Source organism: Stutzerimonas sp. FeSN7 (assembly GCF_030263795.1).
GTDB classification, from domain to species: Bacteria; Pseudomonadota; Gammaproteobacteria; order Pseudomonadales; family Pseudomonadaceae; genus Stutzerimonas; species Stutzerimonas stutzeri.
This window is the reverse complement of record NZ_JARPMN010000001.1, coordinates 2133555-2160156: the sequence shown is the minus strand read 5'-3', so window position 1 is coordinate 2160156 and position 26602 is coordinate 2133555. Positions and strand designations below refer to the sequence as shown.

The following is a 26602-nucleotide window of genomic DNA, read 5'->3' as shown; positions in this document are numbered from 1 at the left end:
GCTCCAAGGCATCGGCCGAGACTTCGCGGTGCGAAATGGTCAACAAACGCTGCGGAAGATCGAACAGGAGCCGCTCGACACCGGGCATGCCCTCCAGCGTTCGCCGCACCAGTGCTTCCTCATTGCGGCAATCCATGTTGCTCACGTGGAAAACGGTGGTTTCAGTGCTGGCCTGCTCACTGGCGCACGCCGTCTGTTGGCCATTGCCGCCGGAGCAGGCGCATGGGCTGGAAGGTTCTTTGTTCATAGATCGCTCTTCATTGACAAGGTTTTCCCCGGATGCCATCATTAGAAAACCTCTAGTAGATATAGAGTCAAGTTTTTTATAGGAAGCAACCATGATGCGGATCGGTGAACTGGGCAAGAAGGCAGATTGCTTGGTGCAGACCGTGCGCTTTTACGAGTCAGAAGGCTTGCTGCCCGAGCCTGCACGTAGCGAGGGCAACTTCAGGCTCTATGACGAAGTCCATTTGCAGCGCTTGCTGTTCATCCGCCGCTGCCGGGCGAAGGACATGACGCTGGATGAGATCCGTCAACTGCTGAACTTACGGGATCGGCCAGAGTTGGGCTGCGGCGAGGTGAACGCGCTGGTCGACGCTCATATCGCGCAAGTGCGGACCAAGATGAAGGAATTGCGCGCCTTGGAGCGCGAGTTAATGGATCTGCGACGCTCCTGCGATAGCGCCCGAACCTCGCGCGAGTGCGGCATTCTCAACAGCTTGGCCGAGCCCGCCTGAAGCTCGAGCGTGTCATCGGTGCTGGAAGTGATCGGGTCCAGTTCTGAGAGCCACGTGCCGCGCTCCATCATGCGAAAGCGCGCGATTCTGACGTTTTGAGACGGCGTGCGACCGAGGGCGTGGCCCACAGGAGCCAGCGCGAGCCGGACGACCTGCGCGCCGCAATCTCCGCCACCTTACGGGTTCTCCAGGCCAGACCGAGCATCGCGGCGTGGCTGCGCAGGTGCAGGTGCAGGCCAAGGTAGCAGTGCGCCACGACGCGGCCCGACTCATGGGCACGCCACGCAACTCGCGATCGCTTCGCAAGAAGCCGCAAGGCCCGACTCGCGCAAGAATGCGACGTGGGCAAGATCGTATAGCCAGCAGCGCAAGCGTTTGCCGCTGCTGGCCGGCTCCGGAAGGGATAGACAAGCTGCGGGCCGTAGTCCATTGGAAAGTCCATCTTTCTTGAGTGTCACTCTTTGGCGCCCAGCGTGTGCTTTTGCGACCGGAAAGCGCTGAACAAGTGGCCCCCGGGCATCCAGAAATCGCCGTAGTTGACTTGGGCGTCTTCGTGCTCACGCTTGTGATGCCAGCGATGGGCTTCAGCCACCCCGATCAACAATCCCAACGGCCCGACCCGGTATCCCAGATTGGAGTGCTGGAAGGCCAGATGCACGACCAAGAAGCCGAGCCATGCGCCGACGGCCAACCACAGCTTGGAACGCCGCTACTGGCTCAACGGGGAGTGGAAAGGCCGCCCGCCCTCTAGCAAGGCGGCACAAGCGAGCGCGACGATCACTGTGAGTAGCTCCGTCGGAAAAGACGGCCGGCCGGTCGCGAGCTCGCCGAAGAGCACAACCGCAGTGGCGCCACGGATCAGTGGATAGCAGCCATACCGGATGACAGTCGCAATGAAGGGGGCGCATTGGTGCTCATCTGTTCTGTCCTAAAGCTCTGACTGGATTGGAAAACCTTCTAGCTACGGTAGAGTCAAGGGCGTCCGGGAAGACCCTGTGGCAAGTTCGTTGCATCTGCGCCTTGACTCTCCAGCCGCTACAGGCTTCAGCATCCATCGATTTGGAAGGAACAATGCATGGCTGAAAACCACAGAAATCACGAAAACGACGAGTTGGGCCGCCTAGATGCGAGCGATGCGAAGGACCGAAAGATTCTTCTGACTGTGTTGCTGATCAACCTGACGCAGTCCGCCGCCGGCATTGCCCTTGGCATCTGGGCTGGCTCTACGGCGCTGATGGGCGCCGGGTTGGACAACCTCGCCGATGCGTCGGTCTATGCGGTTAGCCTGTATGCCGTCGGTCGTGCGGCAACGGTCAAGGTGGGCGCGGCCCGCTTGTCGGGTTTCTTGCTAATCGGCCTGGCCGCGCTGCTGCTGTTGGAAGTCCTACGCCGCTTCGCTGGAGGGGAAGAGCCTGTCGGCCCAGCCATGATGGCCATGGCCGCGCTGAACGCGGCTTTGAACCTAGTGTGCCTCAGACTACTGCGCCGCCATCGCGGGGAAGATGTGAACTTCAAGGCGTCAGCGATCTTTACCAGCAACGACTCCATCGTCAATGGTGCGATTGTGCTGTCCGGGGTGCTGGTGATGGGGTTCGGGTCGAACATCCCGGATCTGGTGCTGGGCGTCATCGTGGCCGCAATCGCAGCGAATGGGGGGCGGGAAATCCTGCGCGAAGCATCGGAAACAGCTCGCCGTAAGGCGGGCACATAAGGCATGTTTTCGCCCAGTTCATCCCGAGGTTTACCTCTGCAAAAGAGGTAGTCCAGCCTTTGGGCTACGGCCTCGGCTGCAGCCGAGCGTACCATTGGCGATGGCCGCGCGATAGGCGGGCATGCCGTTCTCGACCTCCGTCTGCCGTACAGCAGCGGTGCGCAAGGTTGAGGGTGCATGTCGTCTCTCCTGTTCGTGTGGCCCAGGCCAATGGCCGGGCCGGGACGTTGATGGGCAGGAGAATGGCGCCGAAGGCCCAACGGCCTTCGGCTCGGGAGAAAAGAGGAACCACCCGTGGGCTGATTGGCAGGCCCGGTCGTCGCTAGAACCGTCTGCTCATCAAGCAATCACACCCGGCCCATGTCGTGGCTGGGGCCGGCATCGTCTGGCGCACATCCGCGCACAAAGGGAGCCCGTTTTTGCACCGGCGGGCACCGGCACCGATTACCGCTGACCACGAAGGGTCTCCCGGTGGCTCGTGCAGCCTGGCAAGCCACCGGGAGACCCTTCGCAGAGGGCGGAAGAAACGCAGATCAACAGAACGCGCGTGGTGCGGCTCGCAGAGAAGCTACCTTCAGGTCCCGCGGCCGGGGACGGCTGGGCGGGACGCGCACACGGATCAAGAAGGCGTTGCGCGCTGGGCGTCCCGCAGGGCATGCGGCGGAGTGCGGGACAGGGGCCACGCCGCCGAAGGCGGGCACGGCTCACGGGGAACGGGGGCGGTCAGGAGCCTTTGCGGCCGCTACGGCGCGGGCGCGAGGCGCCGCGCTTGGAGCTGCCGGATTCGACTGGCAGCGTGCCTTTGCAGTCCGGGTAGCGGCTGCACGACCAGAACGGGCCGCTCTTGCCGCTGCGCTGGCGCGTGGGTGCGCCGCACTGCGGGCATGCCGGCCCTTGGGGAACCTTGATGGACAGGGAGGCGCTGCCGTACTGCGCAATCAACTGCGAAATCCACGCGGCCTGCTTGCCGATGAACACGTCCAGGGTGAGCTGTCCGGCCTCGATCATGTCGAGCGCCTGTTCCCAGACGGCGGTGGTGCCAGGGTCGGCAATCGCCGCAGGCACGGCATCGATCAAAGTGAAAGCCGCATCCGAGGCGCGGATGGCGCGCCCCTTCTTCACGAGGTAGCCGCGAGCGATCAGGCCGCCGATGATGTTGGCCCGCGTCGCTTCGGTGCCGATGCCAACCGTATCCTTGAGCTTCTGCTTCAGGCGGGGATCGGACACCAGCTTGGCGACGCCTTTCATGGACTTGACCAACTCGCCTTGCGTGTACGGTTTGGGCGGCAGCGTCTTGAGTGCCTTGAGATCGACGTCGGCCACCTGGCATGCCAGGCCCTCATACAGTTTCGGCAGCGCGGGCAGCACCTGGGCGCGGACCGCAGTATCGCCCTCGCCATCACCGTCTTCGGCCTGCGGCTCGGCGAGCACCTGGCGCCAACCCGGGATGACAACCTGCTTGCCCGTGGCCGCCAGGTTCTGCCCCCCGCACGAAAACTTGGCCACAGTGCGGTCGAACTCGTGGTGAGGGAGGAACTGCGCCAGGTAATGCGACCGGATGAGCCTGTACACGGCCAGTTCCTTCTCGCTCATGGCGGAGAGCTTCGCCGGTTCGAGCGTCGGGATGATGCCGTGGTGCGCCGTGACCTTGCCATCGTTCCAGGCGCGCGAGCGCTGCGAGCGGTCGAGCTGGCCCATGATCGAGCGCAGCGAGGGATCGGTCTTGAGCAGGCTGTCGAGAACGGTGGGCACTTCGGCAAACATGCTCTCGGGCAGGTAGCCGGAGTCCGAGCGGGGGTACGTCGTGGCCTTGTGCGTCTCGTACAGGGCTTGGGCAATCTCCAAGGTTTCCTGCACGTCCAGCCCAAGCTGCTTGGAACACACTTCCTGCAAGGTGCCCAGGTCGAACGGCAGCGGCGGGCCTTCGCGGACACGCTCAGTCTCCACCGACACGACGTGGGCACTGCCCGCAGCGCGGATCTGCTGCATGGTCTGCTGTGCGACCGGCTGCCGCAGGCAGCGGCCTGCGTCGTCGGTGCACGCATCGGGTGGAACCCATTGCGCGGCGAAAGTCGAACCGCCTGCGAACAGGGACACGGCGATGGCCCAGTATGGTACGGACACGAAGCGCGCGATCTCGCGGTCGCGGTCCACAACGAGCTTGAGCGTCGGGGTCTGTACGCGGCCGACCGACAGCACGCCGTCGTAACCCGCCTGTCGCCCCAGCACCGTGAACAGCCGGCTCAGGTTCATGCCCACGAGCCAATCCGCACGGGAGCGCGCCAGCGCCGAGTGGTACATCGAAAGCGTCTCGGCCGAAGGCCGCAGCTTGCCCAGTGCCGCCCGAATGGACGCATCGTTGAGCGCCGACAGCCACAGGCGTTCGATGGGGCCGCGGTAGCCGCAAAGCTCCACGATCTCGCGGGCGATCAACTCGCCCTCGCGGTCGGCATCGGTGGCGATGACAAGCTGGGTCGCCTTCGCCAGGAGCGCTTTGACGACCTTGAATTGCGTGGCAGTCTTCGGTTTGACCTCGACCCGCCAATGCTGGGGAATGATGGGCAACTGCTCGATGGACCAGCGCTTGAGCTGCTCGTCGTAGGCTTCCGGTGCTGCTGCCTCTACGAGATGGCCGATGCACCAGGTGACCGTGACGCCGGAACCGTTGAGGCAGCCTTCACCGCGTTGCGTGGCGCCGAGAATTCGGCCGATGTCTTTGCCCTGGGAGGGCTTCTCGCACAAGAACAGCCGCATATCCGTCCATCCGATTCCCGTGGTTCATGAGTTGCTGGGATCGAGGATGCCGAGCGCCGTCGAGGGCGGCAGCAAACAAGCCGCATGCGGCGGCGACCGCTTTCACGCCGATGAAATGGCGTGTGCGGGGAAGGCGCGTGGCCGAAAGTGTGCGGGCCGATAGCCGCGATTTCCGGGAGCGCGTGGAACTCGGTGGACGTTGGTGGAGCTATCCCCTGGGGATAGTTCGCAGCGCATGGAGGGCGGCGAAGCACTGCGGCAACCGCCCTCCATGTCGGGTCACTTCCTGCGCTTCGTTTCCTTCGGTGTAGCCGGTTCCGGGGTGGCCTGGGGCTTCGGCTCTGCCTCCTGTGGCTTCGGACTGAGGGCCACGGACTCGATGCGGTACGGCAGGATGCCGACACTGCGCGCGTTGACCTGCCAGGTCTCGCGTGGCTGATCTTCGTTGTCCGTCCAGGGGTCGCGCTCCATGCGGCCGACGACCAGCACGCGCATGCCCTTCTGGTAGAGCTGCTGCCAGCGGTCGGCGTCGTGGTGCCAGAGTTCCACCGGCGCCCAGAAGCCGCCGCGGTCCTCGAACTCGCCGCCCTTGGTGGGGACGGGGTTGTCGAAGTACACGTTCAGCCGGAGCAGCCGGCGAGGATCGTCATTGCCGTTGGGGAATTCGCGGTACTCGGGGGGCGAGCCGATGTTGCCCTCGCCGATGAATTGTGTGCTCATGGTGCAATCTCCGTGGTGGTTGAAATACCCGTGCCTCGTTGGGCTCGGGCGCGTGCTCGGATGGCTGGCGCAATCACCGATCGCGCACTGCGGCAGGGACGGACGCGAGCCGGCGCAGGTAGGTGTTGTCTGCCTGCGCGGCCTTGCTGGCGCATTCCTGCGCTTGCCTGCCAAGGGTGTGCAGCAGGCTGATCTGCATGTTCAACGTGATGCGCTGCAGTTCGATCGCGTGCAGGTCGTGCAGCAGGTTGACCGGCGTGCTGGTCGTGGCGATCAGCTCCTGCCACAGGACCACGCCCATGGCCGATCGGTCGTGCTTGCGCCAGCGTAGAAAGGTCGTGCCTGCGCCAGTGGTCTGCTGAGCCAGCTCGACGGGAAGCAGGTGGAAGGGATGCCCGCACGCCTGTGGCAGCACCTGTCGCTGCGCCAGGGCAATCAATTCGTCGCGCATGGCGAAGCACTGGCTGGCCCAGCCCTCGAAGTCCCCTTTACCTTTAAAAGGCTTTAAAAGGCCTTTTAGAGAGGCCGCGTGTTCCAGCCGCATGAAGGCTGGCTGTTCCAGACCACGGAAGTAGCGCGGTTCGCGGTTCGGGTCGCTCATGCCTGTTCGTCCTCGCCGGTGCTGGCCTCAGCCGGATCGGCGGCAGTGCCTTCGTTGGTGGGAGGAGCGGCTGCGGCAGCGCTATCACCGCGCTGTTGCAGCCCGCGGCGTGCGATGGGCGGCGCAAACTTCGAGCGGCGCATGCCTTCGAGCACGTCCTGCGGCAGTTCGCCGAACTTCTCCAATGCTGCCCGAGCTGCGGCGTTCTTGGCCGCGAAGTCGTCGCGGGTGCAGCCCGAGTAGCGGTATTGCTGGGCCAGGCTGAACAGGCTGCGCAGCGCGTGGGCACCTTCGTTGAGCCAGCGCTCCAATGTCGAGCGATCGATCAGTGCGGTGTGATGGGCGAGGATAAGCTTGCGGGCGATGTCGTCGTAGTCGGCCAGAAGATAGACGGCGGCAAAGCCGAGCTGCGCGTTCACGAACAAGGGGAGCTTCACCGGCTGCACGTTGAGGTTCTCGCCCAGGCTCAACGCCGCAGGCACGCCGGCCAGTGCCTGGTCCACCTGCTCGCGCAGCGATTGCAGCGTGGTCTTGGTCTGGTCGAGCTTTTCCTCAATGCGCAACATCCACCAGTCGCTGTACGGGTCGTCCTGTTCCGAGCCGCGCTTCATCTTGTTCATCACGGCGATGTAGCCGTTCAGGCCGACAATGCCGGGTCGCCCCTCGGCGGCGGCGCGGCCATGCCAGATGCGCGAGGCGTGGTGGGTGTGAAGCGTCAGCGACATCGCGCTGCGCAAAGAGCCGAGATTGAGTTGCAGAGGTTCGTTGGTTGCCATGGTGTCCGCTCGCTTGGGAAAAGGAGCGGTCAGGATCGGCACGCAGCGGAAGGCAGTCAGTCAACAAACCGAAATGAACCAGTCCCCGGTTGTCCTGGCAACGGTGGCCTCTGGCACGAGCTATCCCCAGGGGATAGCTCCATCAAACGGCATGGAGCGCTGCTCGCGCGGATGGTGCGGGCCGCTCATGAAACCGACGCCATTACGGGCCCGTGGGCGGGAGTACCAGGCCGCGCCGGTCGGCGTTACACCTTGTAGTACATCTATCCCCTGGGGATAGCTCTACTGACGGCCATCGACGTCTGCTTCACGCCCTTGTCGCTCGTCGCGCTCAGCTACTGCGCAGAAGGTCGCGCAGCCGGTCGATGTGCTGCCGGGCTACCTCGGGTGGAACCACATTGCGCGGTGGCTCAGGCGGTGAATCTCGTGCAGGGGCAGGTGGCGGTGTTGACCCGGCCTGCTTGGCCCAGGCGTTGAACTCGCCACGGATGGCGCGTTGGATGATGCCGAACAGGTAGCCTGCCGGGTTGCGGATGGTGCTGCCGCGACAGCGATCCGCCCATTCGTCCAGCACGGCCTGGCGTAGCGGGGCATCGACCTGCTGCAATGCCACCATGGCGCCGGCCTGCTGCTCTTCCTTCAAGCCGAGGAAGCGATCAGGCAGACGAACTCCCGGCATCGCGCGCACCTGCCCACGCTCACGCGCGGTAGTACGTACTTCATTCATACGACTACTACGTACAGTACGGTCCTGCTTCGGATTCCGAAGAGTGCCGTCTGACGCGGGTTTCGGCCCTGCTTCGGAATCCGAAGAGGGGTCATCAGAATTCCGAAGAAGGCTCGGCGCCCCTTCTTCGGAATCGTGAACCCTATCCTCCTGTGGATAACTCTCCTGCGACCCAATGCCCTGGTTGGCGAGGCGTTCGGCAAGGACCTGCAGCCGCGAGGGCAACGTGCGGCCGGAGAGCAACGGGTCTTCGGCGATCTCCTTGAGGGTGTGCAAGCCCACGACCTGAACGGCCCTGGCCGAATGGCCCAGGGCCTGGCTGACGAGCTCCAAGTAGTCCGGGTCGAGCTGCATCGCCTCGAAAGGCGTCAGGGGCTCATCGTGCAGGACGTAGAGGTTGCCGAGGATGCGCCCGGTCTTGGGGTCACGCCTGCGGCGCACGAGACTCAACCAGCGAGTCAGGCGCAACAGCGTCAGCGCCCGTGCCACGGTCTCGTGAGAGGCCTGTCCGGCGCAGGGCATTGACGCGAGCCACGGGCGAAGTTGCTCATACGTCGGAAACGCCGTGACCCCATCCTCGTTGAGCATCATCCGAAAGACTTGCCAGGCATTGCGTTCCAGCGGCGTCAGGCGTCGGTCCAGGAACAGCCGTCGCGGCACGCTCTCGTGCCGATTGCCGCTGAACAGAAAACCGTCGCCGGTTGCGGAGACAGGAGATGTTGCGGATGCGGGAGCTGGCGCGGACGCGGGCGGGCGAGGTTTCGGTGCAAGGTCTTTCAGCGCGCTGTCGAACAGATCAGCGAGGGCGACCGGGCCTTGGCGTGGTGCTCGTGGTGCAGCGTCGTCCACGGCCATGACTCAACCCAATCCCTGATCGATCCAGTTCTTGATCGCAGCCCAGACCACCGACAGCGGCAGTTCCATGCCTTCGGCGAGGTCCATTGCCGCATCAAGAACCGAGGTCTCATCCTCCAGCTCGACATTCCTGCTGCTGGTCACGGCCTTCCAGCGTCGCCACAGCTCGGTGTCCTGCTCCTCGTCCAGAACCGGATGGCGCCCCTTGCGTTTGGGCAGGCCGAGAACTTCACGCCGTAGCGCGACTTCCTGGTGCGTCAGCCCATAAAAACGGCTCGCCATTTCCGTACTGGCCCCCAGGCGCAGCATGCGATCGACGGTGGCGATCTCCTTCTCCACGTCCTGCGCCTGTTTGAGCAATCGCCGGAGCACTTCCCGGTTCACCGAGACAGAGCACCACGAGACGTTGGCATTGGCCAGCACGCTGATCAGCGCCGGATGCTTGAGCGCATCCAGTTCTTCCTCACCGAATCCCATCGCCTTGCAGCGGCGCAGTTGCCCGTTGCGCAGATCGTAGAGCGCCTGCGCGATGACGGCCTGGTTGAGTGGGTTCGGTGCGGACATGCTGGTCTCCCTCGCTCAGGTCCCAGAGCCGACAGCGCCGGCTTCCAGATCCAGCAGGCGCCGGGCCAGCCGCAGCAGCCGAAACAGCTTGACCAGCGTGTTGTCGCTCAATCGCCGGGCCCCGTCGTCATGACGTTGGCCCTGGCCATGCAACAGCGCTGGCAGGTCGGTGACGAAGTGCCCGACGTCCAAGCCGACGTCGGCCGGCTGCTGACCGGCCAGGGAAACCAGCAGCGCGAGCACGGCACGTGCGAGCGGCGACGAAACCTGGGCCGGGGCACGACACGCGAACCCGATGCCGTCAGAACGATCCTCGACACATGCGTCCAGGTCGGCCTCGCCCGCGATCTCGCGCGCGAACTGCGCGATGTGGATGCGCAGGCGGTCGGGTGTGTCGAGGCCAGGGTCGATATGCCAGATGTCCGAGATGGGATAGAGGCCCCCGGCCTGCACGGGAATCGACTGCAATACGTTGGCCGAGAAGTCGGGCGGCAGCACATCGCCCAACTGGTCGGCGACCATGCGCTGGATGGACTGGAGACGTTCCGTCGTGGGTGCCGGAGAGATGATGTGCTCGTCAAGCAGACCGCCAGCCGCTGCCGCAGGGCTGGCCGCGGATGCCTCGCTCGGGGCCGCATCGTCCTCGGGCCTCGTCGGCGCGGCCGCAGGGTGGCCTGCAGAAGGTGCTGCTGTAGCGGGGGATGGTGCTGGTTCGATCGGCGCCCGCGCAATGGCCCCAGGCTCAGGCAATGTCGGCGGCGCCGATGGCGGGGTTGGGTCGCTGACCAGGGCGCGGTGGCGGCTCTCGGATTCGGTCAGGTCCAGGGCGAGCACGTCGTAGTCGATGCCCAGCAGCTCGGACATCTGACCGATCAACTCGTCCTGCACACGCTGCGGCGAAAACTCGTCGGCCTGGATATCGAACTGCGACAGCACTTCTTGGAAGAAACTGTCGAAGTCCAGCGGCAGGGAGCGGCCCTTGGCATACTGCTCCCACGTGCGCTCACTGGCCTTGCGCATGACCGACAGCCGCTCGACCTGGTGGCGACCGAGGCCACCATAGAGCACGGTTGGGATCGCCGGCAGCAGGTAGCGCACCGCATCGGCCATGCGGCTGATGTGCGACTGCTGCACGGGGAAGCCGTCGGCGCCCAAGCGACGGGCCAGCTCGGACTGGCTCAAGGTCGTGCTGCTTTCCGCTTCATAGAACTCGCGCGCCTTCTCGACGCCCAAGGCGCGCTCGATGAACGTGAGGCCGCCGCGCAGTTCGTTCTCGGCGAGATGCCCAGTCAGGGCGACGATCTCCCCGCGCGCAGGCCAGGGCCGGAACAGGCACGATATGCGGAAAAAGCGCTCGTCCTTGGTCTCCGCCCAGAGTTCACGCAGGATCGCCAGCCTGGTGTTGCCGCCGTTGCGGATGATGTAGTGCGCCTCGCCAGGACGGCGTGTGATGGCGGGCGCCGCATCCAGGCCGCGCTCGCGGATGGAGGCCTTGATTTCATCGTAGGCCGAGTTGCGCTTTTTGCGGGGGTCGTGGTCGTAGGGCCGCAACTGGTCCAGCGTCACGACCATCGGTGTGTCGGCGATCGGGTCGCTCAAGGCCGTGGCCGATGGCCCACCGCGCTCGAACCCGGCAGCAAGCAGCTTGCCGGCCATGTCCTGGGAGGTCATCTCAGCCATGGCCGCATCCCTCGGCGTTGGCGGGCCGGGCCATGCGGGCCTCGCGCTCGGCTCGGCGAATCTGCGCACGGGCGTTGAGGTCTGCCCGGTAATCGCTCGCGGTCGAGCTGGTGTAGATGGCGGCGCAGCCGGTCTTGGTGAATTTGAGGTGTCCACCCCGGGTGCGTTTGACGTGCCAGCCTTCGCTCACCGCAAACTCGATCAGAGCGCGCAGCCGCTTGTGGCCACGGGCAAGCTCATGTGCGTTCGCCATGGGGCCTCCCGGTTTCAAAAGAACGTGGAGGACGGCCGGACACGAGGGCGAATCTGTCTTGCCACTGAGGGAACAATTCGCCAGCAAGCGCGCGCATGGTGTCGAGCGCGGCGGGCGCAACTCTGCCTGGTGGCTGTCGATACTCGACGCGATGCACCGGCAGGCCGCGGGTCGCAGCGCGCGGATAGGCTTCGATGGCCGGCACGTCGGTGCCCAGCACGCGGATGCCGGCATGGTCCTGGAACAGGTCGCGCAGCGCCTGCTGGATCATCCGTGCATTCGCGGACACGGGGTGGACGCGATTGATGAGCAGGTCCAGCGGTGGCGGTTCGATGCCGAGGTGCCGGTACGGCGCGATGTCCTCCAGCAATTGCATGGTGCCGCGCCGCAGTTCGCGGGCCGCGAGGATTTCCGGGGTCACGGGCGATAGCGCCAGGCCGGAGGCGAGTACCGCCATCTCCAGCAGCACCGAGCGCGCGCCCTGGGTGTCGATCAGCACCAGGTCATAGAGCGGCGCCAGCGCCGGCAGCAGGTGCCGCAGTCTCAGGCGTCCGTCTGGCGCGTGCAGTAGCAACGTGTTCAGTTCACCCCGGTGATCGTTCGAGAGCACCAGGTCCAGGCCCGCGACGATGGTGCGGGACACGAGCTGGTCGACGGCGCGCTCGTTGAATGCCAGCAGCTCGTAGATGCCGCCGGGCGCACGGTGGGCAAGCTCGTAGTAAGAGGACAAGGTGGGTTGCACGTCGAGATCGAGCAGCAGCACGCGCAGCCCCGCGTCCGCGGCGAGCCCGCCGAGGTTGGCGGCCGTCGTCGTCTTGCCGACGCCACCTTTCGTTGAAATGATGGATACGACCTGCATGGCGCTCTCCGTTTGGCGATGGGAAATCCGAGGGGGAGCGGGTCAGGTGCGGTTGTTGAGGCGTTCGGCGATCCACTGGTCGATCTCGACCGAATCCCAGCCCACGGCGCGCACACCCAGGCGCAGCGCCTGTGGAAACTGGCGCTTCTTCATCAGGTTGTAGATGTGGGCGCGTTTGAAGCCGGACTTCGCTTCAACTTCATCGAGCCGCAGGATGCGGCGCTCGTAAGGGGGCAGTACAGGTGCTTGCGACATGGCGGTCACTCCTGAACGCTCAGTGGCGTTTGTTGGCGTGACCTCTATTCAATAGACATGGCTGCGGAAAGACATTGCAAATGCAATCTCCGCGACTGCACATACAAGATGGAAGAATTCACGCGGCTGCGCTACGCACATTCTTCCTGGCATTGGCGAACTTGCCGTTCAAGGTTCGCTCCGTGATGCCCATGGTGCCGCCATAGTGGGCGAGCAATGCAGTGACGATGGCCTCCTGCGTCTTGAAGCTGGAGTACGGCACGCCCGATGGGGAATGGCCCAGCATCAGCGTCAGCATCCCGCCGATGATGTTCAGGTATGTGGTCTCTGCTCGATCACTGATCGTGCACTGCTGAGACGCCAGCAGGACCGCCGACTGCTTGAGCAAGGCTTCGTGCTGCGCTTGCAGTTCGCGTGTCTCACGCCGGCTATGGTCCAGCGCAGCCTGCAGAGCCAGCCGTTCCAGTAGAAGCGCCTGCCCTGTTTCCAAGGTGATGAAGGGATGCGCCATGCGCTCGCCACGGCTGAACAGGAATCCCGGCCGATGCTCGGGATAGTGGGTGCGCATCCAGCGCTTCAGATCGACATGGCGGACGGTCAGATCGGGTGAACTCACCAGTTCGGGGTCATTGATCGTGATCCCGTCCTTGCCGAAGGGCAGCTCCGAGTTGAGGATGCCGTCGTAGATGCGTTCCGAGTACAGCCGACACTCGTTCCATCGAGGGCAGTCCAACATCTGCGGCAGGCACCGCGGTGATGCGATCGACGCGAGAATCGAAGCCTTGTACCGCAGCAACCCAGCCCACCGTATGGCAGCTTCGATGGGACGATAGAACACCTTTGATAATGGTGGCTCCTTGTGCATGTTTTCGTCTCCTTTCGGAAGCGCTACATCACCGGCTCCTTTCTCGCCCTGCCAAGGGCTGTTGTGTCGTTATGCCTGTGGCGGATGCCAGGGACGAATGCCCCGGAACGTGGGCGGACGAGATCATGGCATCCGCCACAGGTGGCCCTCTCTTGCTCAATGTGCAAGAATCGACCAGTTGCCGGCCCGTCGAGTAACAAGGAAGAAGCACGCTCGACAATGGCGCTCACGGTGCCAGCGTCATGGGGTGCGTCAGGCGTATCAAGACCGATTCGCTATGGTCTGATATCCCTACGGTTTCACAAGTCGCGCTGGGGCGCAGTCGTTGCTCAACGTCCAGAGGGACGCAGAGAAAACCGCGCGTGTGATGCTTGTTCTGGCATCCTGATATATCGACATAGCATCCAGCGATCCTGGGCTGTGGCCAGTTTGAGGCTGTTGCGCGCCGCTCCCACACGGTCGCCAGCTGACCAGGTGATGTGAACATGCGCCCCATCTTTCCTTGCTCGCCGCTTGGCCTTCATCACGAACAGCCTTGGGCTGTGGTGCGCACTGCATCAACAAACCAAGCGCGGTCTCAACGTTCGATGCTGATGCCATTCCTGACGCAAGGAGACCTGAGTGTCGAGCGGCGTTGCAGGGGCGGGCCTCTGGTAGCCGTGTATTCTGCGTCGGTTGTCAGGGGATGAAATGGCAGTCCTTGGACGCTGATGGAAGTTGTTGGATGAGTTTTGTTGCCGAGGGCGAAGAACAAGGCTATAATTCAGGCCTTCGCTGCTCACGGCGGCGAAGAATGTGATTGGGAAACAAGGATTTAGCGCCCTAGTGCCTGTCTCGTTTCCCGCTCCAGTTTGTAAGATCGCGCCGCAGAAATCATGCGGCGCCTTCGTTTTGAGGCCGGTTGGCAGAGTGGTTATGCAGCGGATTGCAAATCCGTGTACGCCGGTTCGATTCCGACATCGGCCTCCATATTGAAGAGCCCCAAGCAATTCGTTGCTTGGGGCTTTTTCTTTTGCGTCCCAGAGCGGGCGGCCACCGGTACTGCCAGTGAGTGGCGGCAAGCGATTCCGCCGCTGCTATCTATACTGCATGGGCGCCTCTCGCTCAGGAGAATAGCCATGCGACGCCTCTCAGCCTTTGCCTTCGCGATTCTGTTCAGCTCGCCACTGCTGGCGATGCATTGCCCCATGGACATGGCCAAGATCGACGAATTGCTCAAAACCAACCCACCGAAGGACGCGGCTACCCTGCAGCAGGTGCGCGAACTGCGTGCCGAAGGTGAGCAGTTGCATCAGGCCGGCAAGCACGCCGATTCGGTGCGGGTATTGGGACGAGCGCTGTACCTGCTGGGTCAGAAACCCTGATCAGCGGACGCGGCGAACGCCAACCAGCAGCCAGAACAGCAGGCCCAGCACTGGGAAGAGGGCGATACCGATCGCCCAGAGCGCCTTTGCGCCCACGCTTCGCTCGCTTTTGAACACGCTGATGATCGCCAGCAAGTTCAGCGCGATGAGCGCCACCGCGGCTGCGATAGCCAGGTAAGTCATCGAATCGGACACTTCACATCTCTCCTGACGGCTCCGTTTATGAGGCCGCGAACCGTGCAGGAGGGTTCCGTGCCGTTAAATGCATCAAATGATGCGATGAGCCACGCCCGGTTCTAGGTCAGCCCAGCAGCTGCTGGAGTTCGTCGCTGCTGGGCACCTTGCCCTCGACGAGAATATCGTCATCGACCGCCAGCGCCGGCGTGCGCATGATCCCGGCATCGATGATCGCGTTGACGTCGGTGACTTTCTCGAGCTGATATTCCAGACCGAGGCGACGTGCCGCCGCTTCGGTATTGGCAATGAGTTGCTGGCACTTGGCGCAGCCGGAACCGTAGACGGTCAATTTCATCGTCGTCCTCACATCAGTTGGCCATAGAGATAGCCGCTGAGCGTGGCCATGACCACGACCAGCGTGCAGTACACCAGCGTCTTCTGGGTGCCCAGCACCGTGCGAATCACCAGCATGTTCGGCAGGGACAACGCAGGGCCGGCGAGCAATATCGCCAGTGCCGGGCCCTTGCCCATCCCGGCGCCCAACAGACCCTCCACAATTGGCACTTCCGTCAGTGTGGAAAAGTACATGAAAGCGCCCAGCAGTGAAGCGAGGAGGGTAGAGGCGAAGCTGTTGTCACCCACTGCCCAGACCACCCATTGACTGGGGATCAGCCCTTCATGACCGGGACGGCCGAGCAGCATGCCGGCGACCATCACACCGCCCAGCAGCAGCGGCATGATCTGTTTGGTGAAGTCCCAACTCTGCCCGATCCACTCCCGTCCGGCAGCGTCCTCACGACTGGCCTGCAACATCAGCCCGCCGATACCGATGACCATCGCCAGTTCCGGCCATTCGGATCGGAGCAGGGCGCTTGCAGCGACCAACCCGGCGACGACCAGCAACGGTTGTAGCGACCAGTGCCAACGGCGTACCAACAGCGCCGCCAGCAGGATGGCGAGCGCAGCGGTGATCGGCCACTTCCAGGCGTAAACGAGCATCCATGCCGGGCTTTCCGCCCTGGCCCAGTTGGCGAACACCAGGATGCCGATCATCAGGCTGAACAGGGCGACGATGTCGCCCAGCGGATGCCCGCTGTCGTCGGCGGTGAACCCGCGGGAGCCCTTGGCGGCACGGGCGGCCTCTTCGTGACGGTAGAGCAGGTGCATAATCGCGCCGATGACCAGGGCAAAGAGGATGGCACCGACAGCCCGGGCGATACCCAGCTCGGCGCCAAGCACCTTGGCCGTCACCACGATGGCCATGACGTTGATCGCCGGCCCCGAGTAGAGAAAGGCGATGGCGGCGCCGAGCCCGGCACCGCGCCGGTAGATGCCGCCGAATAGCGGCAGTACGGTACAGGAGCACACCGCCAGCAGCGTGCCGGCAACCGAGGCAACACCGAAGGCGATCGGCTTGGGCGAGGCCGGGCCGAGGTGCTTCATCACCGCGCCCTGGCTGATATAGACGGCCATCGCGCCTGCGATGACGAAGGCCGGCAACAGGCAAAGGATGACGTGCTCGCGGGCGTACCAATGGGTCAGGCGAAGGCCTTCGAGTACGGCATTCTCGAAGCGAGGCTGACCCAGCGGCAGGAAGAAGATCAGCAGAAATGCGGCAGACATGCCAAGCAGCACCTTGGCCTCGCCAGGGCGGTCGCGCCAGAAACGCGCCAGGTGTTTCCACAGCGAAGGGGAGGCGTCAGCCGAAGGAGCCGATCGCTCGGGCGCGGAGCTGTCCATGACCATGGTCCTGCTGGGTAGTCACGACCATGGTAGTTGGCTGGCGTGCAGCGAGGCTGATCCGCGTCAAGCGCAGGGCTATGTTCGGTTAGCCGTCAGCGCGCGGTTGTACCAGTCGCGGCTGCGATTGACGCTGCGCACCAGCCAGAGCATCACCGGCACCTCGATCAGCACGCCGACCACCGTGGCCAGTGCGGCACCTGAGTTGAAGCCGTAGAGCACGATGGCGACGGCCACCGCCAGCTCGAAGAAATTCGAGGCACCGATCATGGCCGACGGCCCGGCCACATCGTGGCGTACCTGGAAGCGGCGATTGAGCCAATAGCCCAGCCCGGCGATCAGCAGCGTCTGCAGCAGGATGGGCACGGCCAGCATGGCGATGATCAGCGGCTGGGCGACGATGGCCTCTCCCTGGAAGGAGAACAACAGCACCAGGGTGGCCAGCAGCGCAACGATGGAGAATGGTTGCACTCTTGCCAGGGCGGCGTGGAATGCCTCTTCGCCGCGCTTGAGCAGGCGTGCGCGAATTATCTGGGCGATCGCCAGCGGGATGACGATGTACATCACCACCGAGAGCAGTAGCGTGTCCCAAGGCACTGGAATCGAAGACACACCGAGCAGCAGCGCGACGATCGGGGCGAAGGCGAACACCATCACCACATCGTTCAGTGCGACCTGGGTCAGGGTGAAGTTGGCGTTGCCGTTACAGAGGTTGCTCCATACGAAGACCATTGCGGTGCAGGGCGCCGCGCCCAGTAGGATCAAACCGGCCATGTAACTGTCCAGTTCGGCGGCCGGCAGCCAGGGCGCGAAGACCTGCTTGATGAACAGCCAGCCCAGCAGCGCCATGGTGAACGGCTTGATGGCCCAGTTGACGAAGAGCGTGATGCCCATGCTAGCCCGCTGCGCGTAGACCTCCCGCAGGGCGGAGAAGTCGATCTTCATCAGCATGGGGATGATCATCACCCAGATCAGCAGGCCGACCGGGATGTTCACATGGGCCACTTCCAGGGCGCCCACGGCCTTTGCCGCAGCGGGCATGCCAAGCCCGAGCAGCGTGCCGGCAATGATGCAGAGGAATACCCAGAGGGTGAGGTAACGCTCGAAGAAGCCCAGTGGCGCCCCGGCCTGCTTGCTGGTCACTTGGCATTGAGTGGACATCTGGAACCGTACCTTTTCTTTCTGTAGGTGGTGGGTTGTGTCGCCGCGCTAGCGAGATTGTGCGGACAGCGCTTCGACCACTTCGTCGACCGTACTTCGGGCGCTGCGCGTGACGCCGATCAGCGTGGCAGATGCCGTGCCGGTCCACTCGCCGTAGCCGACCAGCCAGAGATTGGGCTGTTTCACGGCTCGGGTCCCTGCTACCTGCACCTTGCCGTCGGCCTCCACCAGCCCGCACAGGTGAAGATGATCGAGCGCCGGGCGAAAGCCGGTGCACCAGACCACCGCATCGAGGCGAGTCTGACGGCCGTCCGCCCATTCGACGGCAGTTTCGTGCAAGCGCACAAACGGCGGTTGCGCTACCAGCACGCCACGTTCCCGCGCGTCGAGCACCGAGGGCACCATGACGATATCGCCGAAGCCGCCGGGCAGGTCATCGACGCTGCGGCCCTCCTGCTGAGCCTTCCAGCGCGCGGTTGCACGCTCGAACAGCACGCGACCATCGACCTCATCGGGAAGGAATGCCGGCGGGTCCTGAGTGACCCGTATGGTTTCGCCGACCTTCGAGAGTTCCGCCAGGATCTGCGCGGCTGAATTGCCGCCGCCGACCACCATCACGCGCTTGCCGGAGAAGGGCGCAGGGTCCCGGTAGTACGCTGAATGCAATTGCAGCCCCTGGAACGCCTCGCGCCCCGGATAGTCCGGAATGAAAGGCTTGCTCCAGGTGCCGGTCGCACTGATTACTGCCCGGGCCAGCCAGCGCCGATCGCTGGCCTGAACCTGCCATAGATCGTCTACGCGCCTGATCGCATCGACATGAACCGGGCGCTGAATGGGAAAGCTGTAGCGGGTCTCGTAGCGTTGCAGGTAGTCGATCACATCGTCGCGCGACGGATTGCCCGGTTCGACGGGGGTCGGCATCGGCCAGCCGGCGATAGAACTCCAGGCCGCCGGTGAGAACAGCCTCAACGAATTCCAGGCGTGGAGCCAGGCGCCACCCGGGGCGGGTTGATCGTCCAGCAGCAGGTAGGAAAGCGCCGTACGCCGCATGAAGTACGCGGTCGCCAGGGCCGACTGCTCGGCGCCGATGATGATCACATCGAGCACATGGGGGGCTGACATCAGCAGACTCTCATCCAAGACATTCGGCTCGCCTTATATACGAACTTGGGAATATACGCGGATTGCATTACGCCGAGCAAATTCGCCCCGCCCAGGGGGCTGCCTTCAGTACCTGACCGCGTAACCTGCGCTTTACTCGCATATGCGTTAAGCAATATATTCGCCGACGCATACGTTTCGCGATCATCAACCGATCGGCAAGCGTCAGAAGGGTATTTTCGTGATCGAGCACCTGACACCTACCACCGTATTCAAATGCCTGGCGGACGAGACTCGCGTGCGCATCGCCTTGCTCATCGCCCGCGAAGGCGAGTTGTGCGTGTGCGAGCTGACCTGCGCGCTGGATGAAAGCCAGCCGAAAATTTCCCGTCACCTGGCGATGCTGCGCAGCTGCGGCATGCTGGAAGATCGCCGTCAGGGCCAGTGGGTCTATTACCGTCTCCATCCGCATCTGCCTGACTGGGTCACGGACATGCTGCAACCGATTCTGGCTGCCAACAAGAACTGGCTGAGCGACAACGTGCAGCGTCTGGAGCGCATGCGCAATCGTCCCGAGCGGGCGACGGTGTGTGGCTGAATCGCATCGTTCACTCGCCACAACTTTCAGGATTACCCCATGCACGACGACCTACCCAACATCGATCCAGCGCTGCTCGATCTGCCGGATCTCGCCAAGCTGGGCCTCCCAGACGGGCCTGCGCACAAACCGCGCATCCTGCTGCTCTATGGCTCCAACCGGGAGCGCTCCTACAGTCGCTTGCTGGTTCAGGAAGCGGCGCGGCTGCTGGAGCGTTTCGGTGCCGAGACGCGCATCTTTCATCCGGCAGGGCTGCCACTGCCGGACGATGCGCCTGACAGCCATCCGAAGGTCCAGGAACTGCGCGATCTGATGCAGTGGTCGGAGGGGCAGGTGTGGTGCTCGCCGGAACGGCATGGCTCGATGAGCGCAGTGTTCAAGGCCCAGATCGACTGGGTGCCGCTGGCCATGGGCGCGCTGCGCCCGACTCAGGGCAAGACGCTGGCGATAATGCAGGTCAGCGGCGGCTCGCAGTCATTCAATGCGCTCAATCAGATGCGCGTGCTGGGTCGCTGGATGCGCATGCTCACCATCCCCAATCAGTCCTCAGTGGCCAAGGCCTATCTCGAGTTCGACGAGGCAGGGCGGATGAAGCCCTCGGCCTATTACGACCGCGTGGTGGATGTGATGGAGGAGCTGATCAAGTTCACCCTGCTGGTACGCGGTCGCGCCGATTACCTGGTCGACCGTTACTCGGAACGCAAGGAGTCGGCCGAAGCGCTGTCCCGTCGCGTCAATCAACGCTCAATCTGACTTCCAGGAGTCGCCCGCGTGTCCCACCCCTACGACATCCTCGATGTTCCCGGTTGTGCCGGTCAGCTGATCTTCACGCCGTGTCCCGGCAGCAAGGGCAGCAGCCTCGACGAGGCGCTGGGCACGCTACAGGCGGCTGGTGCCGAAGCAGTGATCACCTTGATGCCCGCCGAAGAGCTGGCCCGTAACGACGCGAGCCAGCTGCCGCAACTCTGTGCCGAACGCCACCTCGAGTGGTTTCACCTGCCCGTGGCGGACGAACAGGTGCCGCTGGCGGACTTCGATCGGGCCTGGGAAGGGGCGGCAGCTCGGATCCATGAGTTGCTGGATGCCGGCAAGCGCGTCGCCATTCACTGCAAGGGTGGTTCAGGTCGTACCGGACTGATCGCAGCACGCATCCTGATCGACCGCGAAGTGCCGCGCGCGACCGCCATCGCCTGCGTCCAGGCGCTTCGCCCCAAGGCTATCCAGCATCCGGCGCATGTCGGCTGGATCGAACGCTTCGGCGCATGACGGGCCTCTCATGCTGAATACGCTCGGCTTGTTCGTCATTACCGCGATAGCGGAGATCGTCGGCTGTTATCTGCCGTACCTCTGGCTGAAACAAGGCAAGAGTATCTGGTTGCTGGTTCCGGCGGCGCTTTCCCTGGCGCTGTTCGCCTGGCTGCTGTCACTGCACCCCACCGCCGCCGGGCGGGTCTACGCCGCCTACGGTGGCGTTTACGTCGCTGTCGCACTGGTCTGGCTGTGGCTGGTCGACGGGGTTCGCCCCACCGGGTGGGACCTGCTCGGCTGCGCCGTGGCCTTGCTGGGTATGGCGATCATCATGTTCGCGCCGCGCAATCTCTGATCCATCATTTCAGGAGCGAGTCATCCATGAGCATAAAAGTAGGCATCAACGGTTTCGGCCGCATCGGTCGCCTGGCCCTGCGTGCGGCCTGGGATTGGCCGGAGCTGGATTTCGTGCAGATCAACGATCCGGCCGGCGATGCGGCCGCCCATGCGCACCTGCTCAATTTCGACTCTGTGCATGGCCGCTGGCAGCACGAGGCGAGCGCCGACGGCGACTGCCTGGTCATCAACGGCCAACGGGTGAAGGTCAGCGCCAACAAGGCGATCGCCGACACCGATTGGTCGGGCTGCGATCTTGTCATCGAGGCGAGCGGCAAGATGAAGACCGTTGCGGTGCTGCAGCAGTATCTGGAGCAGGGGGTCAAGCGCGTGGTGGTCAGCGCGCCGGTGAAGGAGGCGGGCGCGCTGAACGTCGTCATGGGCGTCAATGACGGCCTGTACGATCCGGCGCAGCACCGCATCGTCACCGCGGCGTCGTGCACCACCAACTGCCTGGCACCGGTGGTCAAGGTTATCCATGAGCAGCTGGGCATCCGCCACGGTTCGATCACCACCATCCATGACCTGACCAACACGCAGAGCATTCTTGATCAGCCGCACAAGGATCTGCGCCGCGCCCGCGCCTCGGGCATGAGCCTGATTCCCACCACCACCGGCTCGGCCACGGCGATCGCCGAGATATTTCCCGAGCTGCGCGGCAAGCTGAACGGCCATGCCGTGCGCGTGCCGCTGGCCAATGCCTCGCTCACCGACTGCGTGTTCGAGGTGGAGCGCAGCACCGATGTCGCAGAGGTGAACCGGTTGCTGCAGGCTGCAGCGGAGGGCGAGCTCAAGGGCATTCTCGGCTACGAGGAGCGGCCGCTGGTTTCCATCGATTACCGCACCGACCCGCGCTCGTCGATCATCGATGCGCTGTCGACCATGGTGGTCAACGGCACGCAGGTGAAGATCTACGCGTGGTACGACAACGAGTGGGGCTACGCCAACCGCACCGTGGAACTGGCGCGCAAGGTCGGGCTCGTCTACGTCCGGTAGGGCAGGTTACATCCCCTTAGGGGGGTTGCAGCCCGCTCTGAGGGTTCGCGCCTGTATCAGTGATCCGTACATATCTTCGAGCCGCCGCCATGCACGCTCTCCAACGTCTCGCGCCGGAAATCCGCCAGTACCTGGTGGTGACCGGTAACTACTGGGCCTTCACACTCACCGACGGCGCATTGCGCATGTTGGTAGTGCTGCACTTCCATGCACTGGGCTACTCGCCCTTGCAGATCGCCGCGCTGTTCCTGTTCTACGAAATATTCGGCGTCGTCACCAACCTGATTGGCGGGTACCTCGGCGCGCGGCTTGGTCTGAACCGGACGATGAACCTCGGCTTGGCGCTGCAGGTCGCGGCCCTGCTGATGCTCACCGTACCGGCCTCATGGCTGACCGTGCCCTGGGTAATGGGTGCGCAGGCGCTTTCCGGCATCGCCAAAGACCTGAACAAGATGTCCGCCAAGAGCTCGATCAAGCTGTTGGTACCCGACAGCCAGCAGGGCACGCTCTATAAGTGGGTCGCGATTCTCACCGGCTCGAAGAATGCCCTCAAGGGCGTAGGTTTCTTCCTTGGCGGCGCGCTTCTTACGCTGCTGGGGTTCGCCGGTGCGGTTCTCTCGATGGCTGCCGTACTGGCGCTGGTCTGGCTGGCCAGTCTGGTGCTGCTGAAAAAGGATCTCGGCAAGGCCAAGGCCAAGCCCAAGTTTCGCGACATCCTGTCCAAGAGTCGCGCGATCAATGTGTTGTCCGCGGCGCGCCTGTTCCTGTTCGGCGCGCGAGACGTGTGGTTCGTGGTGGCCTTGCCGGTGTATCTGAGCGCGGTTTTCGGCTGGGACTTCTGGATGGTCGGCGGCTTCCTTGCGTGCTGGATCATCGGTTACGGCATTGTCCAGTCGGCCGCACCGGCGATCACCGGCAAACGCAGTGGCAAGGTCCCGGATGGTCGGGCGGCATGCCTCTGGGCCGCCTCGCTGGCGGCATTGCCTGCGGCAATTGCGATCGGGCTGGCGACGGCTGCGTCGCCACAGTGGGTGCTGATCGGAGGATTGATGTTGTTTGGCGTGCTGTTTGCGGTGAATTCATCGCTGCACAGCTATCTGATCGTCAGCTACGCCAAGGAGGACGGTGTCTCGCTGGACGTGGGTTTCTACTACATGTCCAACGCCCTGGGGCGGCTGGTGGGCACGCTGCTCTCGGGTTGGGTGTTCCAGGTCTACGGCCTGCAGGCTTGCCTGTGGGTGTCGTCCCTTTTCGTAGTGCTCGCCGCGCTTATCTCTCTGTGGTTGCCGCGACACGACGGCTAGGGCAGGGCGGGCGCCGAGCACCCGCCTGACATGATCAATAGCTGTACTGCAGCTGCGCCCAGAGCTTCTCGGTATCCACCGAGTAATCATCGGCGTCGTAGCCGGCGTACTTGACGGTGGCCACCAGTCCTTTGACCAGCGGGATGGCATGGCTGTAGGCGACGTTGATCTCCTCGCCGTATTGCTGGCTGCCGCGTTCGGCGCGGAAATCGTGGTACCAGGCCTGCAGCGTTCCACCGAACAAAGGCAGAGTGCCGCCGAGATAGACATCCTGCACACCGTCCGCAGGCGTCAGCAGGAAGGCATCGGCCCAGCCCTGAAAGGCGTGCTTGGTAGCCAATGGCGTCTGGAAGGCCCGATTGCCCGGCCCCGAGTCGCCACCCAGGACTTCCACGCCCGCTTTCAGAGTCGCACCCTTGAGGGCATAGCCCAGTTCGGCCAGGTAGTACTCACTGCTCAGCTCCTGAGGATTGCCGGCGTAGTCCTGCTGGCGTGCATATTCAAGCGCATAGCTGATGCCGTGGAGGGCACCATTCAGACGCAGGCCGGTGGTCTTGCTGGACAGGGTGCCGAGCGCGGCGGTGGGTGCGCTAGCGATGTTGTCCAGTCCCAGCAGATAGCTGTAGGCGGTGGCCGTCAGCTCCGGTGAGTGCGCGTAGCGGGCGTTGAACAGATGGCTGTGGCCTTCGATATTGGCCGGGTTGGCGCGATTGTCGAAACGGTTGTCGTCCGGGCCGAAGATCGTGTTGATGTTATCGATGTAGGCGTAGGTCAGCATCAGCTTGTCGAGCGGTTGCAGCTGGCCCAGCACGCCGTCGTAGGTCTGCTCGTTCTGGCGCCAGGCGACACCACCAACGAAGCGTTGATTGTCCAGATTGATCCGCTGCCGCCCGACCACAGCATTGCCCAGTGCATGGTCGTACCGCAGCAGCGCCTGATTGATCTCGCTGCCGTCTGGGTCCGGAACGGTCGAATAGTCGGTCTGGCCGTTGCGCGTGCTGTTGTACGCCGCGTCGCCCAGGCGGCTGACGTTGTCGGCCTCGACCAGCGCGGACAGGCCGTACCACTGACCGGTCTGGAAGCCGATGCGGGTGCGCAGCGTCTGCGCATTGGCATGTTTCAGCGCGTTGTCCTGGTCGATGTGCTCGTAGCGATAGCGCAGATCCAGAATCGGCTTGGCATCGGTGAACAGATCGCTGAAGTTCTCGCCGGCGAGGATCGCCGGACTGCAGAACAGCCCGACGCTAAGCAGGCAGGGTGTCAGATGATGTGGACGCAGCTTTCTCATGTGTCGCTCCCTTGGTTGGCATCGGAGCAAACGATAGGCTGCTTACTATTTTTGCCATTGACAGCAGTCAAGGCCGAAAAAATGCTCTGCCGCGGGCATTGCAGCCCGCTTCGGGCTGCATGTGGCTCAGAAGTCAGCGTTTCGCTTAATGCGCAATGGCAGCTTTCAACATGCCGATATCGGTTGCGGCACGCTGGATCAGCGCCGCAGCGTTCGGCCCCGTTTTTTCCTGCCCGCTGCGACGACCACGACGCCAGTGCGCCATCGGCTGCAGTGCGCTGATATCCGAACGGGTTACCAGTTCTTCGAGTGATCGCTTGCTCATCGTCGCGTCCTCACATCGTCTGTTCGGGGGGGCGTCCGTGCGCCATGGGGGAGTCCTTGAGCAAAGGATGCGCGGAGTTTGTTACACCTGGTTGGCAGTGACGCGCGTGCGGACGAGCGGCGCCGGGGTGGGCCTACGGCGAAACCTCGCCGATGGCGCTGACACTGGTAATGCCGGCGTTCCAGATCATCTCGTAATGGGCGGTCTGGACAATGGAGAGCACATTGCGCGGCGTCATGAGCGCCCAGCAATGCTGGCCAGGCTTGCGCACCGAGCGGTAGCGCAGACCTGCAAAGCCGTCCTGCCGGAGCTGACGACCGAACTGGCGCGCCGCGGAATAGTCGTTCGGATCGTAGATCGGGTCGGTCAGCGCGACGGTCGTGGCATCCAGCAGGCCTGCCTCGTCGAACTGGCACGACAATCCGCGAAAGACGAAGCGCTCGAAGTTCAGACCCACCACGCCGGACCAGTACAGCTCCTGGTGATGGCGCACTTCGGCCAGGGCCGTTTCCATGCTGTCGGCCAGGTAGAGCACGCCGTAGCTGCCATCGCTGAAACGCGAGCCTGAGGGATTCACATGGGTGAACGGAGCGGTGGCATAGGAGCAGCCGGGAATGCCGAACGGGATCTCGTCGCGGGGAATCAGCTCGAGTCGCCCGGTCTCGTTGTGCAGGCGCGGGTTCGTCAGGGCCTGAAGCTGATAAAGCATGTCGAACTCATCGGCGTCGGCCACGTCATCGAATAGCTCGATTGGCGGAAACTTCGAGTTCACCAATCGATACGCCTGCAGCTTCGCCGGTGGCCGAATTGGCAGCCGCTTCGGCACTACCACTGCGCGCCCCGCAGGCTGTCGATCCGCCGAAATGTCTCGTACAGCGAAATCATGTCGCCCTGCGCCATGACCGCCAGCGGTGAACGGCCGTTGAAAAACTCGTTGTGATTGGGCATTCCAGGGAAACCGTAGGTGTTCTCCGGATTATCGAAGATCAGTCGCAGAGCGGCGTGGATATTGAGGATGAAACTGATGCGCTGCATCTGATCCGGATCCAGGCTCACCGACCAGTCGGCATTACGCAACTTGGCGCGCGCATGAGTGCTGCGGGAGATACGCAGAATTCGACAGGCCTGTTCAGTCGTGGCCTGCCATTTGTCCAGAATATTCACCGCAGCGCGCAATCCAGTTGTGCATTGGTCCTTGGAAAAAGCGGCTACTTGAAGGGTGGCTGACATGGCAATGGTTCCGACAGTTTGTTTCTGTAGACACAGATTAGCACAAATTTATTCTACAGATTTGTAGAGACGCCGATATTGCCCGCAACTTAACGCCCAACAAACGTGAAGGGCTTGAAGTACGCACAATCGAGCGCAACCGATCTTTGAGCGGCTGATGGGATATATAGGAGGGATATTCGAATGGGCTGCGCCGGCGCCAGTTGCTGGAACCAACGGAAGTTTGGTGCCCGGAGCGGGGGTCGAACCCGCATACCCTTTCGGATGAGGGATTTTAAGTCCCTTGCGTATACCAATTTCGCCATCCGGGCGTAGGC

General features: G+C 63.4%; 31 protein-coding genes, 2 tRNA genes and 1 pseudogene. 10 read left to right on the top strand and 24 right to left on the bottom strand.

From position 1 onward, the window contains the following. Positions 1-13 precede the first annotated feature (13 nt). A pseudogene (locus P5703_RS24015) lies at positions 14-247 on the bottom strand (heavy-metal-associated domain-containing protein); the annotation flags it as partial. A gap of 91 nt (positions 248-338) precedes the next feature. Here P5703_RS24015 and cadR point away from each other — a divergent pair. After that, the gene (cadR, locus tag P5703_RS10030; RefSeq protein ID WP_003098965.1) at positions 339-737 is read left to right on the top strand and encodes a Cd(II)/Pb(II)-responsive transcriptional regulator; all 399 of its coding nucleotides are present in this window, start codon (positions 339-341) and stop codon (positions 735-737) included. A gap of 67 nt (positions 738-804) precedes the next feature. Here cadR and P5703_RS23925 read toward each other — a convergent pair whose 3' ends face one another. Both P5703_RS23925 and P5703_RS10025 read right to left on the bottom strand, forming a co-directional pair. Next, positions 805-1167 (bottom strand): DUF3703 domain-containing protein, encoded by a 363-nt coding sequence (locus tag P5703_RS23925; protein WP_196495817.1) that lies wholly within the window; start codon positions 1165-1167, stop codon positions 805-807. A 24-nt stretch (positions 1168-1191) separates the two neighbouring features. Then, a complete protein-coding gene (locus P5703_RS10025; protein WP_014747696.1) occupies positions 1192-1401 on the bottom strand; it encodes a sterol desaturase family protein in 210 nt (69 codons plus the stop codon). A 411-nt stretch (positions 1402-1812) separates the two neighbouring features. Between P5703_RS10025 and P5703_RS10020 the strand changes: the two genes are divergently transcribed. Beyond that, positions 1813-2448 (top strand): cation efflux transmembrane domain-containing protein, encoded by a 636-nt coding sequence (locus tag P5703_RS10020; RefSeq protein ID WP_003098972.1) that lies wholly within the window; start codon positions 1813-1815, stop codon positions 2446-2448. Between the two features lie 723 nt (positions 2449-3171). On the opposite strand, the gene P5703_RS10015 is transcribed toward P5703_RS10020, so the two are convergent. From P5703_RS10015 to P5703_RS09965, 11 genes are all read right to left on the bottom strand, one after another. Further along, on the bottom strand, positions 3172-5202 hold the full coding sequence (locus P5703_RS10015) for a DNA topoisomerase III (protein WP_169884177.1): 2031 nt from the start codon (positions 5200-5202) through the stop codon (positions 3172-3174). A 279-nt stretch (positions 5203-5481) separates the two neighbouring features. Continuing rightward, positions 5482-5922, bottom strand: a complete 441-nt coding sequence (locus P5703_RS10010) for a single-stranded DNA-binding protein (protein ID WP_073664032.1) — start codon at positions 5920-5922, stop codon at positions 5482-5484. A 73-nt stretch (positions 5923-5995) separates the two neighbouring features. Beyond that, on the bottom strand, positions 5996-6523 hold the full coding sequence (locus P5703_RS10005) for a DUF3158 family protein (protein ID WP_113933224.1): 528 nt from the start codon (positions 6521-6523) through the stop codon (positions 5996-5998). Further along, a complete protein-coding gene (locus P5703_RS10000) occupies positions 6520-7299 on the bottom strand; it encodes a PFL_4669 family integrating conjugative element protein (protein ID WP_113933225.1) in 780 nt (259 codons plus the stop codon). Before P5703_RS10000 ends, P5703_RS10005 begins: the two co-directional genes overlap by 4 nt. A 331-nt stretch (positions 7300-7630) precedes the next feature. Continuing rightward, positions 7631-8881 carry an STY4528 family pathogenicity island replication protein gene (locus P5703_RS09995; protein ID WP_285586467.1) on the bottom strand — a complete coding sequence of 417 codons (1251 nt, stop codon included), beginning with the start codon at positions 8879-8881 and terminating at the stop codon, positions 7631-7633. 3 nt (positions 8882-8884) lie between these two features. Beyond that, positions 8885-9445: a DUF2857 domain-containing protein gene (locus P5703_RS09990; protein WP_134539721.1), complete on the bottom strand. Its 561-nt coding sequence runs from the start codon at positions 9443-9445 to the stop codon at positions 8885-8887. A gap of 15 nt (positions 9446-9460) precedes the next feature. After that, positions 9461-11125 carry a ParB family protein gene (locus tag P5703_RS09985; protein WP_013391783.1) on the bottom strand — a complete coding sequence of 555 codons (1665 nt, stop codon included), beginning with the start codon at positions 11123-11125 and terminating at the stop codon, positions 9461-9463. Further along, positions 11118-11378, bottom strand: a complete 261-nt coding sequence (locus P5703_RS09980; protein ID WP_013391782.1) for a hypothetical protein — start codon at positions 11376-11378, stop codon at positions 11118-11120. Before P5703_RS09980 ends, P5703_RS09985 begins: the two co-directional genes overlap by 8 nt. Continuing rightward, positions 11362-12237, bottom strand: a complete 876-nt coding sequence (locus P5703_RS09975; RefSeq protein WP_013391781.1) for a ParA family protein — start codon at positions 12235-12237, stop codon at positions 11362-11364. The genes P5703_RS09980 and P5703_RS09975 overlap by 17 nt, the downstream gene beginning before the upstream one ends. Before the next feature lie 42 nt (positions 12238-12279). Then, a complete protein-coding gene (locus P5703_RS09970) occupies positions 12280-12492 on the bottom strand; it encodes an AlpA family transcriptional regulator (protein ID WP_013391780.1) in 213 nt (70 codons plus the stop codon). Positions 12493-12610: 118 nt separating this feature from the next. After that, a complete protein-coding gene (locus P5703_RS09965) occupies positions 12611-13357 on the bottom strand; it encodes a hypothetical protein (protein WP_013391779.1) in 747 nt (248 codons plus the stop codon). An 895-nt stretch (positions 13358-14252) separates the two neighbouring features. On the opposite strand from P5703_RS09965, the gene P5703_RS09960 reads away from it, so the two are divergent. Continuing rightward, a tRNA-Cys gene (locus P5703_RS09960) sits at positions 14253-14326 on the top strand. A gap of 149 nt (positions 14327-14475) precedes the next feature. Then, entirely contained in the window at positions 14476-14721 is a 246-nt protein-coding gene (locus P5703_RS09955) for a PA2433 domain-containing protein (protein WP_011913223.1), read from the top strand. On the opposite strand, the gene P5703_RS09950 is transcribed toward P5703_RS09955, so the two are convergent. From P5703_RS09950 to P5703_RS09930, 5 genes are all read right to left on the bottom strand, one after another. Further along, positions 14722-14904 carry a PLDc N-terminal domain-containing protein gene (locus P5703_RS09950; protein WP_017245094.1) on the bottom strand — a complete coding sequence of 61 codons (183 nt, stop codon included), beginning with the start codon at positions 14902-14904 and terminating at the stop codon, positions 14722-14724. A gap of 118 nt (positions 14905-15022) precedes the next feature. Further along, positions 15023-15253 carry a thioredoxin family protein gene (locus P5703_RS09945; RefSeq protein ID WP_014596684.1) on the bottom strand — a complete coding sequence of 77 codons (231 nt, stop codon included), beginning with the start codon at positions 15251-15253 and terminating at the stop codon, positions 15023-15025. A gap of 8 nt (positions 15254-15261) precedes the next feature. Further along, the gene (locus P5703_RS09940) at positions 15262-16638 is read right to left on the bottom strand and encodes a permease (RefSeq protein ID WP_011913226.1); all 1377 of its coding nucleotides are present in this window, start codon (positions 16636-16638) and stop codon (positions 15262-15264) included. A gap of 78 nt (positions 16639-16716) precedes the next feature. Beyond that, on the bottom strand, positions 16717-17799 hold the full coding sequence (gene arsB, locus P5703_RS09935) for an ACR3 family arsenite efflux transporter (protein ID WP_011913227.1): 1083 nt from the start codon (positions 17797-17799) through the stop codon (positions 16717-16719). Between the two features lie 48 nt (positions 17800-17847). Further along, positions 17848-18921: an ArsO family NAD(P)H-dependent flavin-containing monooxygenase gene (locus P5703_RS09930; protein ID WP_285586423.1), complete on the bottom strand. Its 1074-nt coding sequence runs from the start codon at positions 18919-18921 to the stop codon at positions 17848-17850. Between the two features lie 220 nt (positions 18922-19141). On the opposite strand from P5703_RS09930, the gene P5703_RS09925 reads away from it, so the two are divergent. The 6 genes from P5703_RS09925 to arsJ all read left to right on the top strand — a co-directional run bounded on the left by P5703_RS09925 (position 19142) and on the right by arsJ (position 23442). Continuing rightward, the gene (locus P5703_RS09925) at positions 19142-19498 is read left to right on the top strand and encodes a metalloregulator ArsR/SmtB family transcription factor (RefSeq protein WP_011913229.1); all 357 of its coding nucleotides are present in this window, start codon (positions 19142-19144) and stop codon (positions 19496-19498) included. Between the two features lie 39 nt (positions 19499-19537). Continuing rightward, entirely contained in the window at positions 19538-20251 is a 714-nt protein-coding gene (gene arsH, locus P5703_RS09920; RefSeq protein ID WP_019406162.1) for an arsenical resistance protein ArsH, read from the top strand. Positions 20252-20269: 18 nt separating this feature from the next. Continuing rightward, entirely contained in the window at positions 20270-20764 is a 495-nt protein-coding gene (locus P5703_RS09915; protein ID WP_151320666.1) for a phosphatase domain-containing putative toxin, read from the top strand. 10 nt (positions 20765-20774) lie between these two features. Beyond that, positions 20775-21101, top strand: a complete 327-nt coding sequence (locus P5703_RS09910) for a YnfA family protein (protein ID WP_013982778.1) — start codon at positions 20775-20777, stop codon at positions 21099-21101. A 26-nt stretch (positions 21102-21127) separates the two neighbouring features. Next, positions 21128-22138, top strand: a complete 1011-nt coding sequence (locus P5703_RS09905) for an ArsJ-associated glyceraldehyde-3-phosphate dehydrogenase (RefSeq protein ID WP_095460100.1) — start codon at positions 21128-21130, stop codon at positions 22136-22138. 89 nt (positions 22139-22227) lie between these two features. Beyond that, the gene (gene arsJ / locus P5703_RS09900; protein ID WP_095460101.1) at positions 22228-23442 is read left to right on the top strand and encodes an organoarsenical effux MFS transporter ArsJ; all 1215 of its coding nucleotides are present in this window, start codon (positions 22228-22230) and stop codon (positions 23440-23442) included. Positions 23443-23476: 34 nt separating this feature from the next. Here the strand turns inward: arsJ and P5703_RS09895 are convergent, their stop codons facing one another. The 5 genes from P5703_RS09895 to P5703_RS09875 form a co-directional block, all read right to left on the bottom strand. Continuing rightward, the gene (locus tag P5703_RS09895) at positions 23477-24730 is read right to left on the bottom strand and encodes an alginate export family protein (protein ID WP_045159042.1); all 1254 of its coding nucleotides are present in this window, start codon (positions 24728-24730) and stop codon (positions 23477-23479) included. A gap of 145 nt (positions 24731-24875) precedes the next feature. After that, entirely contained in the window at positions 24876-25055 is a 180-nt protein-coding gene (locus P5703_RS09890; RefSeq protein WP_013982782.1) for a hypothetical protein, read from the bottom strand. Between the two features lie 133 nt (positions 25056-25188). Further along, positions 25189-25881 (bottom strand): RES family NAD+ phosphorylase, encoded by a 693-nt coding sequence (locus tag P5703_RS09885; protein WP_151320667.1) that lies wholly within the window; start codon positions 25879-25881, stop codon positions 25189-25191. After that, on the bottom strand, positions 25881-26285 hold the full coding sequence (locus P5703_RS09880) for an antitoxin Xre-like helix-turn-helix domain-containing protein (protein ID WP_026012474.1): 405 nt from the start codon (positions 26283-26285) through the stop codon (positions 25881-25883). The genes P5703_RS09885 and P5703_RS09880 overlap by 1 nt, the downstream gene beginning before the upstream one ends. Positions 26286-26509: 224 nt before the next feature. After that, positions 26510-26596: transfer RNA gene (locus P5703_RS09875), tRNA-Leu, on the bottom strand. Positions 26597-26602 lie beyond the last annotated feature (6 nt).

What these genes read in the sequence shown, in the direction of transcription:
- arsH (WP_019406162.1), top strand. Translation starts at nt 19,538, where the DNA reads ATGCACGACGACCTACCCAACATCGATCCAGCGCTGCTCGATCTGCCG.
- P5703_RS09970 (WP_013391780.1), bottom strand. Translation starts at nt 12,492, where the DNA reads ATGTCGCAAGCACCTGTACTGCCCCCTTACGAGCGCCGCATCCTGCGG.
- P5703_RS09905 (WP_095460100.1), top strand. Translation starts at nt 21,128, where the DNA reads ATGAGCATAAAAGTAGGCATCAACGGTTTCGGCCGCATCGGTCGCCTG.
- P5703_RS09910 (WP_013982778.1), top strand. Translation starts at nt 20,775, where the DNA reads ATGCTGAATACGCTCGGCTTGTTCGTCATTACCGCGATAGCGGAGATC.
- P5703_RS09980 (WP_013391782.1), bottom strand. Translation starts at nt 11,378, where the DNA reads ATGGCGAACGCACATGAGCTTGCCCGTGGCCACAAGCGGCTGCGCGCT.
- P5703_RS09950 (WP_017245094.1), bottom strand. Translation starts at nt 14,904, where the DNA reads ATGACTTACCTGGCTATCGCAGCCGCGGTGGCGCTCATCGCGCTGAAC.
- arsB (WP_011913227.1), bottom strand. Translation starts at nt 17,799, where the DNA reads ATGTCCACTCAATGCCAAGTGACCAGCAAGCAGGCCGGGGCGCCACTG.
- P5703_RS10005 (WP_113933224.1), bottom strand. Translation starts at nt 6,523, where the DNA reads ATGAGCGACCCGAACCGCGAACCGCGCTACTTCCGTGGTCTGGAACAG.
- P5703_RS09965 (WP_013391779.1), bottom strand. Translation starts at nt 13,357, where the DNA reads ATGCACAAGGAGCCACCATTATCAAAGGTGTTCTATCGTCCCATCGAA.
- P5703_RS09985 (WP_013391783.1), bottom strand. Translation starts at nt 11,125, where the DNA reads ATGGCTGAGATGACCTCCCAGGACATGGCCGGCAAGCTGCTTGCTGCC.
- arsJ (WP_095460101.1), top strand. Translation starts at nt 22,228, where the DNA reads ATGCACGCTCTCCAACGTCTCGCGCCGGAAATCCGCCAGTACCTGGTG.
- P5703_RS09930 (WP_285586423.1), bottom strand. Translation starts at nt 18,921, where the DNA reads ATGTCAGCCCCCCATGTGCTCGATGTGATCATCATCGGCGCCGAGCAG.
- P5703_RS09940 (WP_011913226.1), bottom strand. Translation starts at nt 16,638, where the DNA reads ATGGACAGCTCCGCGCCCGAGCGATCGGCTCCTTCGGCTGACGCCTCC.
- P5703_RS10015 (WP_169884177.1), bottom strand. Translation starts at nt 5,202, where the DNA reads ATGCGGCTGTTCTTGTGCGAGAAGCCCTCCCAGGGCAAAGACATCGGC.
- P5703_RS09890 (WP_013982782.1), bottom strand. Translation starts at nt 25,055, where the DNA reads ATGAGCAAGCGATCACTCGAAGAACTGGTAACCCGTTCGGATATCAGC.
- P5703_RS10010 (WP_073664032.1), bottom strand. Translation starts at nt 5,922, where the DNA reads ATGAGCACACAATTCATCGGCGAGGGCAACATCGGCTCGCCCCCCGAG.
- P5703_RS09895 (WP_045159042.1), bottom strand. Translation starts at nt 24,730, where the DNA reads ATGAGAAAGCTGCGTCCACATCATCTGACACCCTGCCTGCTTAGCGTC.
- P5703_RS10000 (WP_113933225.1), bottom strand. Translation starts at nt 7,299, where the DNA reads ATGGCAACCAACGAACCTCTGCAACTCAATCTCGGCTCTTTGCGCAGC.
- P5703_RS09945 (WP_014596684.1), bottom strand. Translation starts at nt 15,253, where the DNA reads ATGAAATTGACCGTCTACGGTTCCGGCTGCGCCAAGTGCCAGCAACTC.
- P5703_RS09995 (WP_285586467.1), bottom strand. Translation starts at nt 8,881, where the DNA reads ATGGCCGTGGACGACGCTGCACCACGAGCACCACGCCAAGGCCCGGTC.
- P5703_RS09880 (WP_026012474.1), bottom strand. Translation starts at nt 26,285, where the DNA reads ATGTCAGCCACCCTTCAAGTAGCCGCTTTTTCCAAGGACCAATGCACA.
- P5703_RS10020 (WP_003098972.1), top strand. Translation starts at nt 1,813, where the DNA reads ATGGCTGAAAACCACAGAAATCACGAAAACGACGAGTTGGGCCGCCTA.
- P5703_RS09990 (WP_134539721.1), bottom strand. Translation starts at nt 9,445, where the DNA reads ATGTCCGCACCGAACCCACTCAACCAGGCCGTCATCGCGCAGGCGCTC.
- cadR (WP_003098965.1), top strand. Translation starts at nt 339, where the DNA reads ATGATGCGGATCGGTGAACTGGGCAAGAAGGCAGATTGCTTGGTGCAG.
- P5703_RS09975 (WP_013391781.1), bottom strand. Translation starts at nt 12,237, where the DNA reads ATGCAGGTCGTATCCATCATTTCAACGAAAGGTGGCGTCGGCAAGACG.
- P5703_RS23925 (WP_196495817.1), bottom strand. Translation starts at nt 1,167, where the DNA reads ATGGACTACGGCCCGCAGCTTGTCTATCCCTTCCGGAGCCGGCCAGCA.
- P5703_RS09955 (WP_011913223.1), top strand. Translation starts at nt 14,476, where the DNA reads ATGCGACGCCTCTCAGCCTTTGCCTTCGCGATTCTGTTCAGCTCGCCA.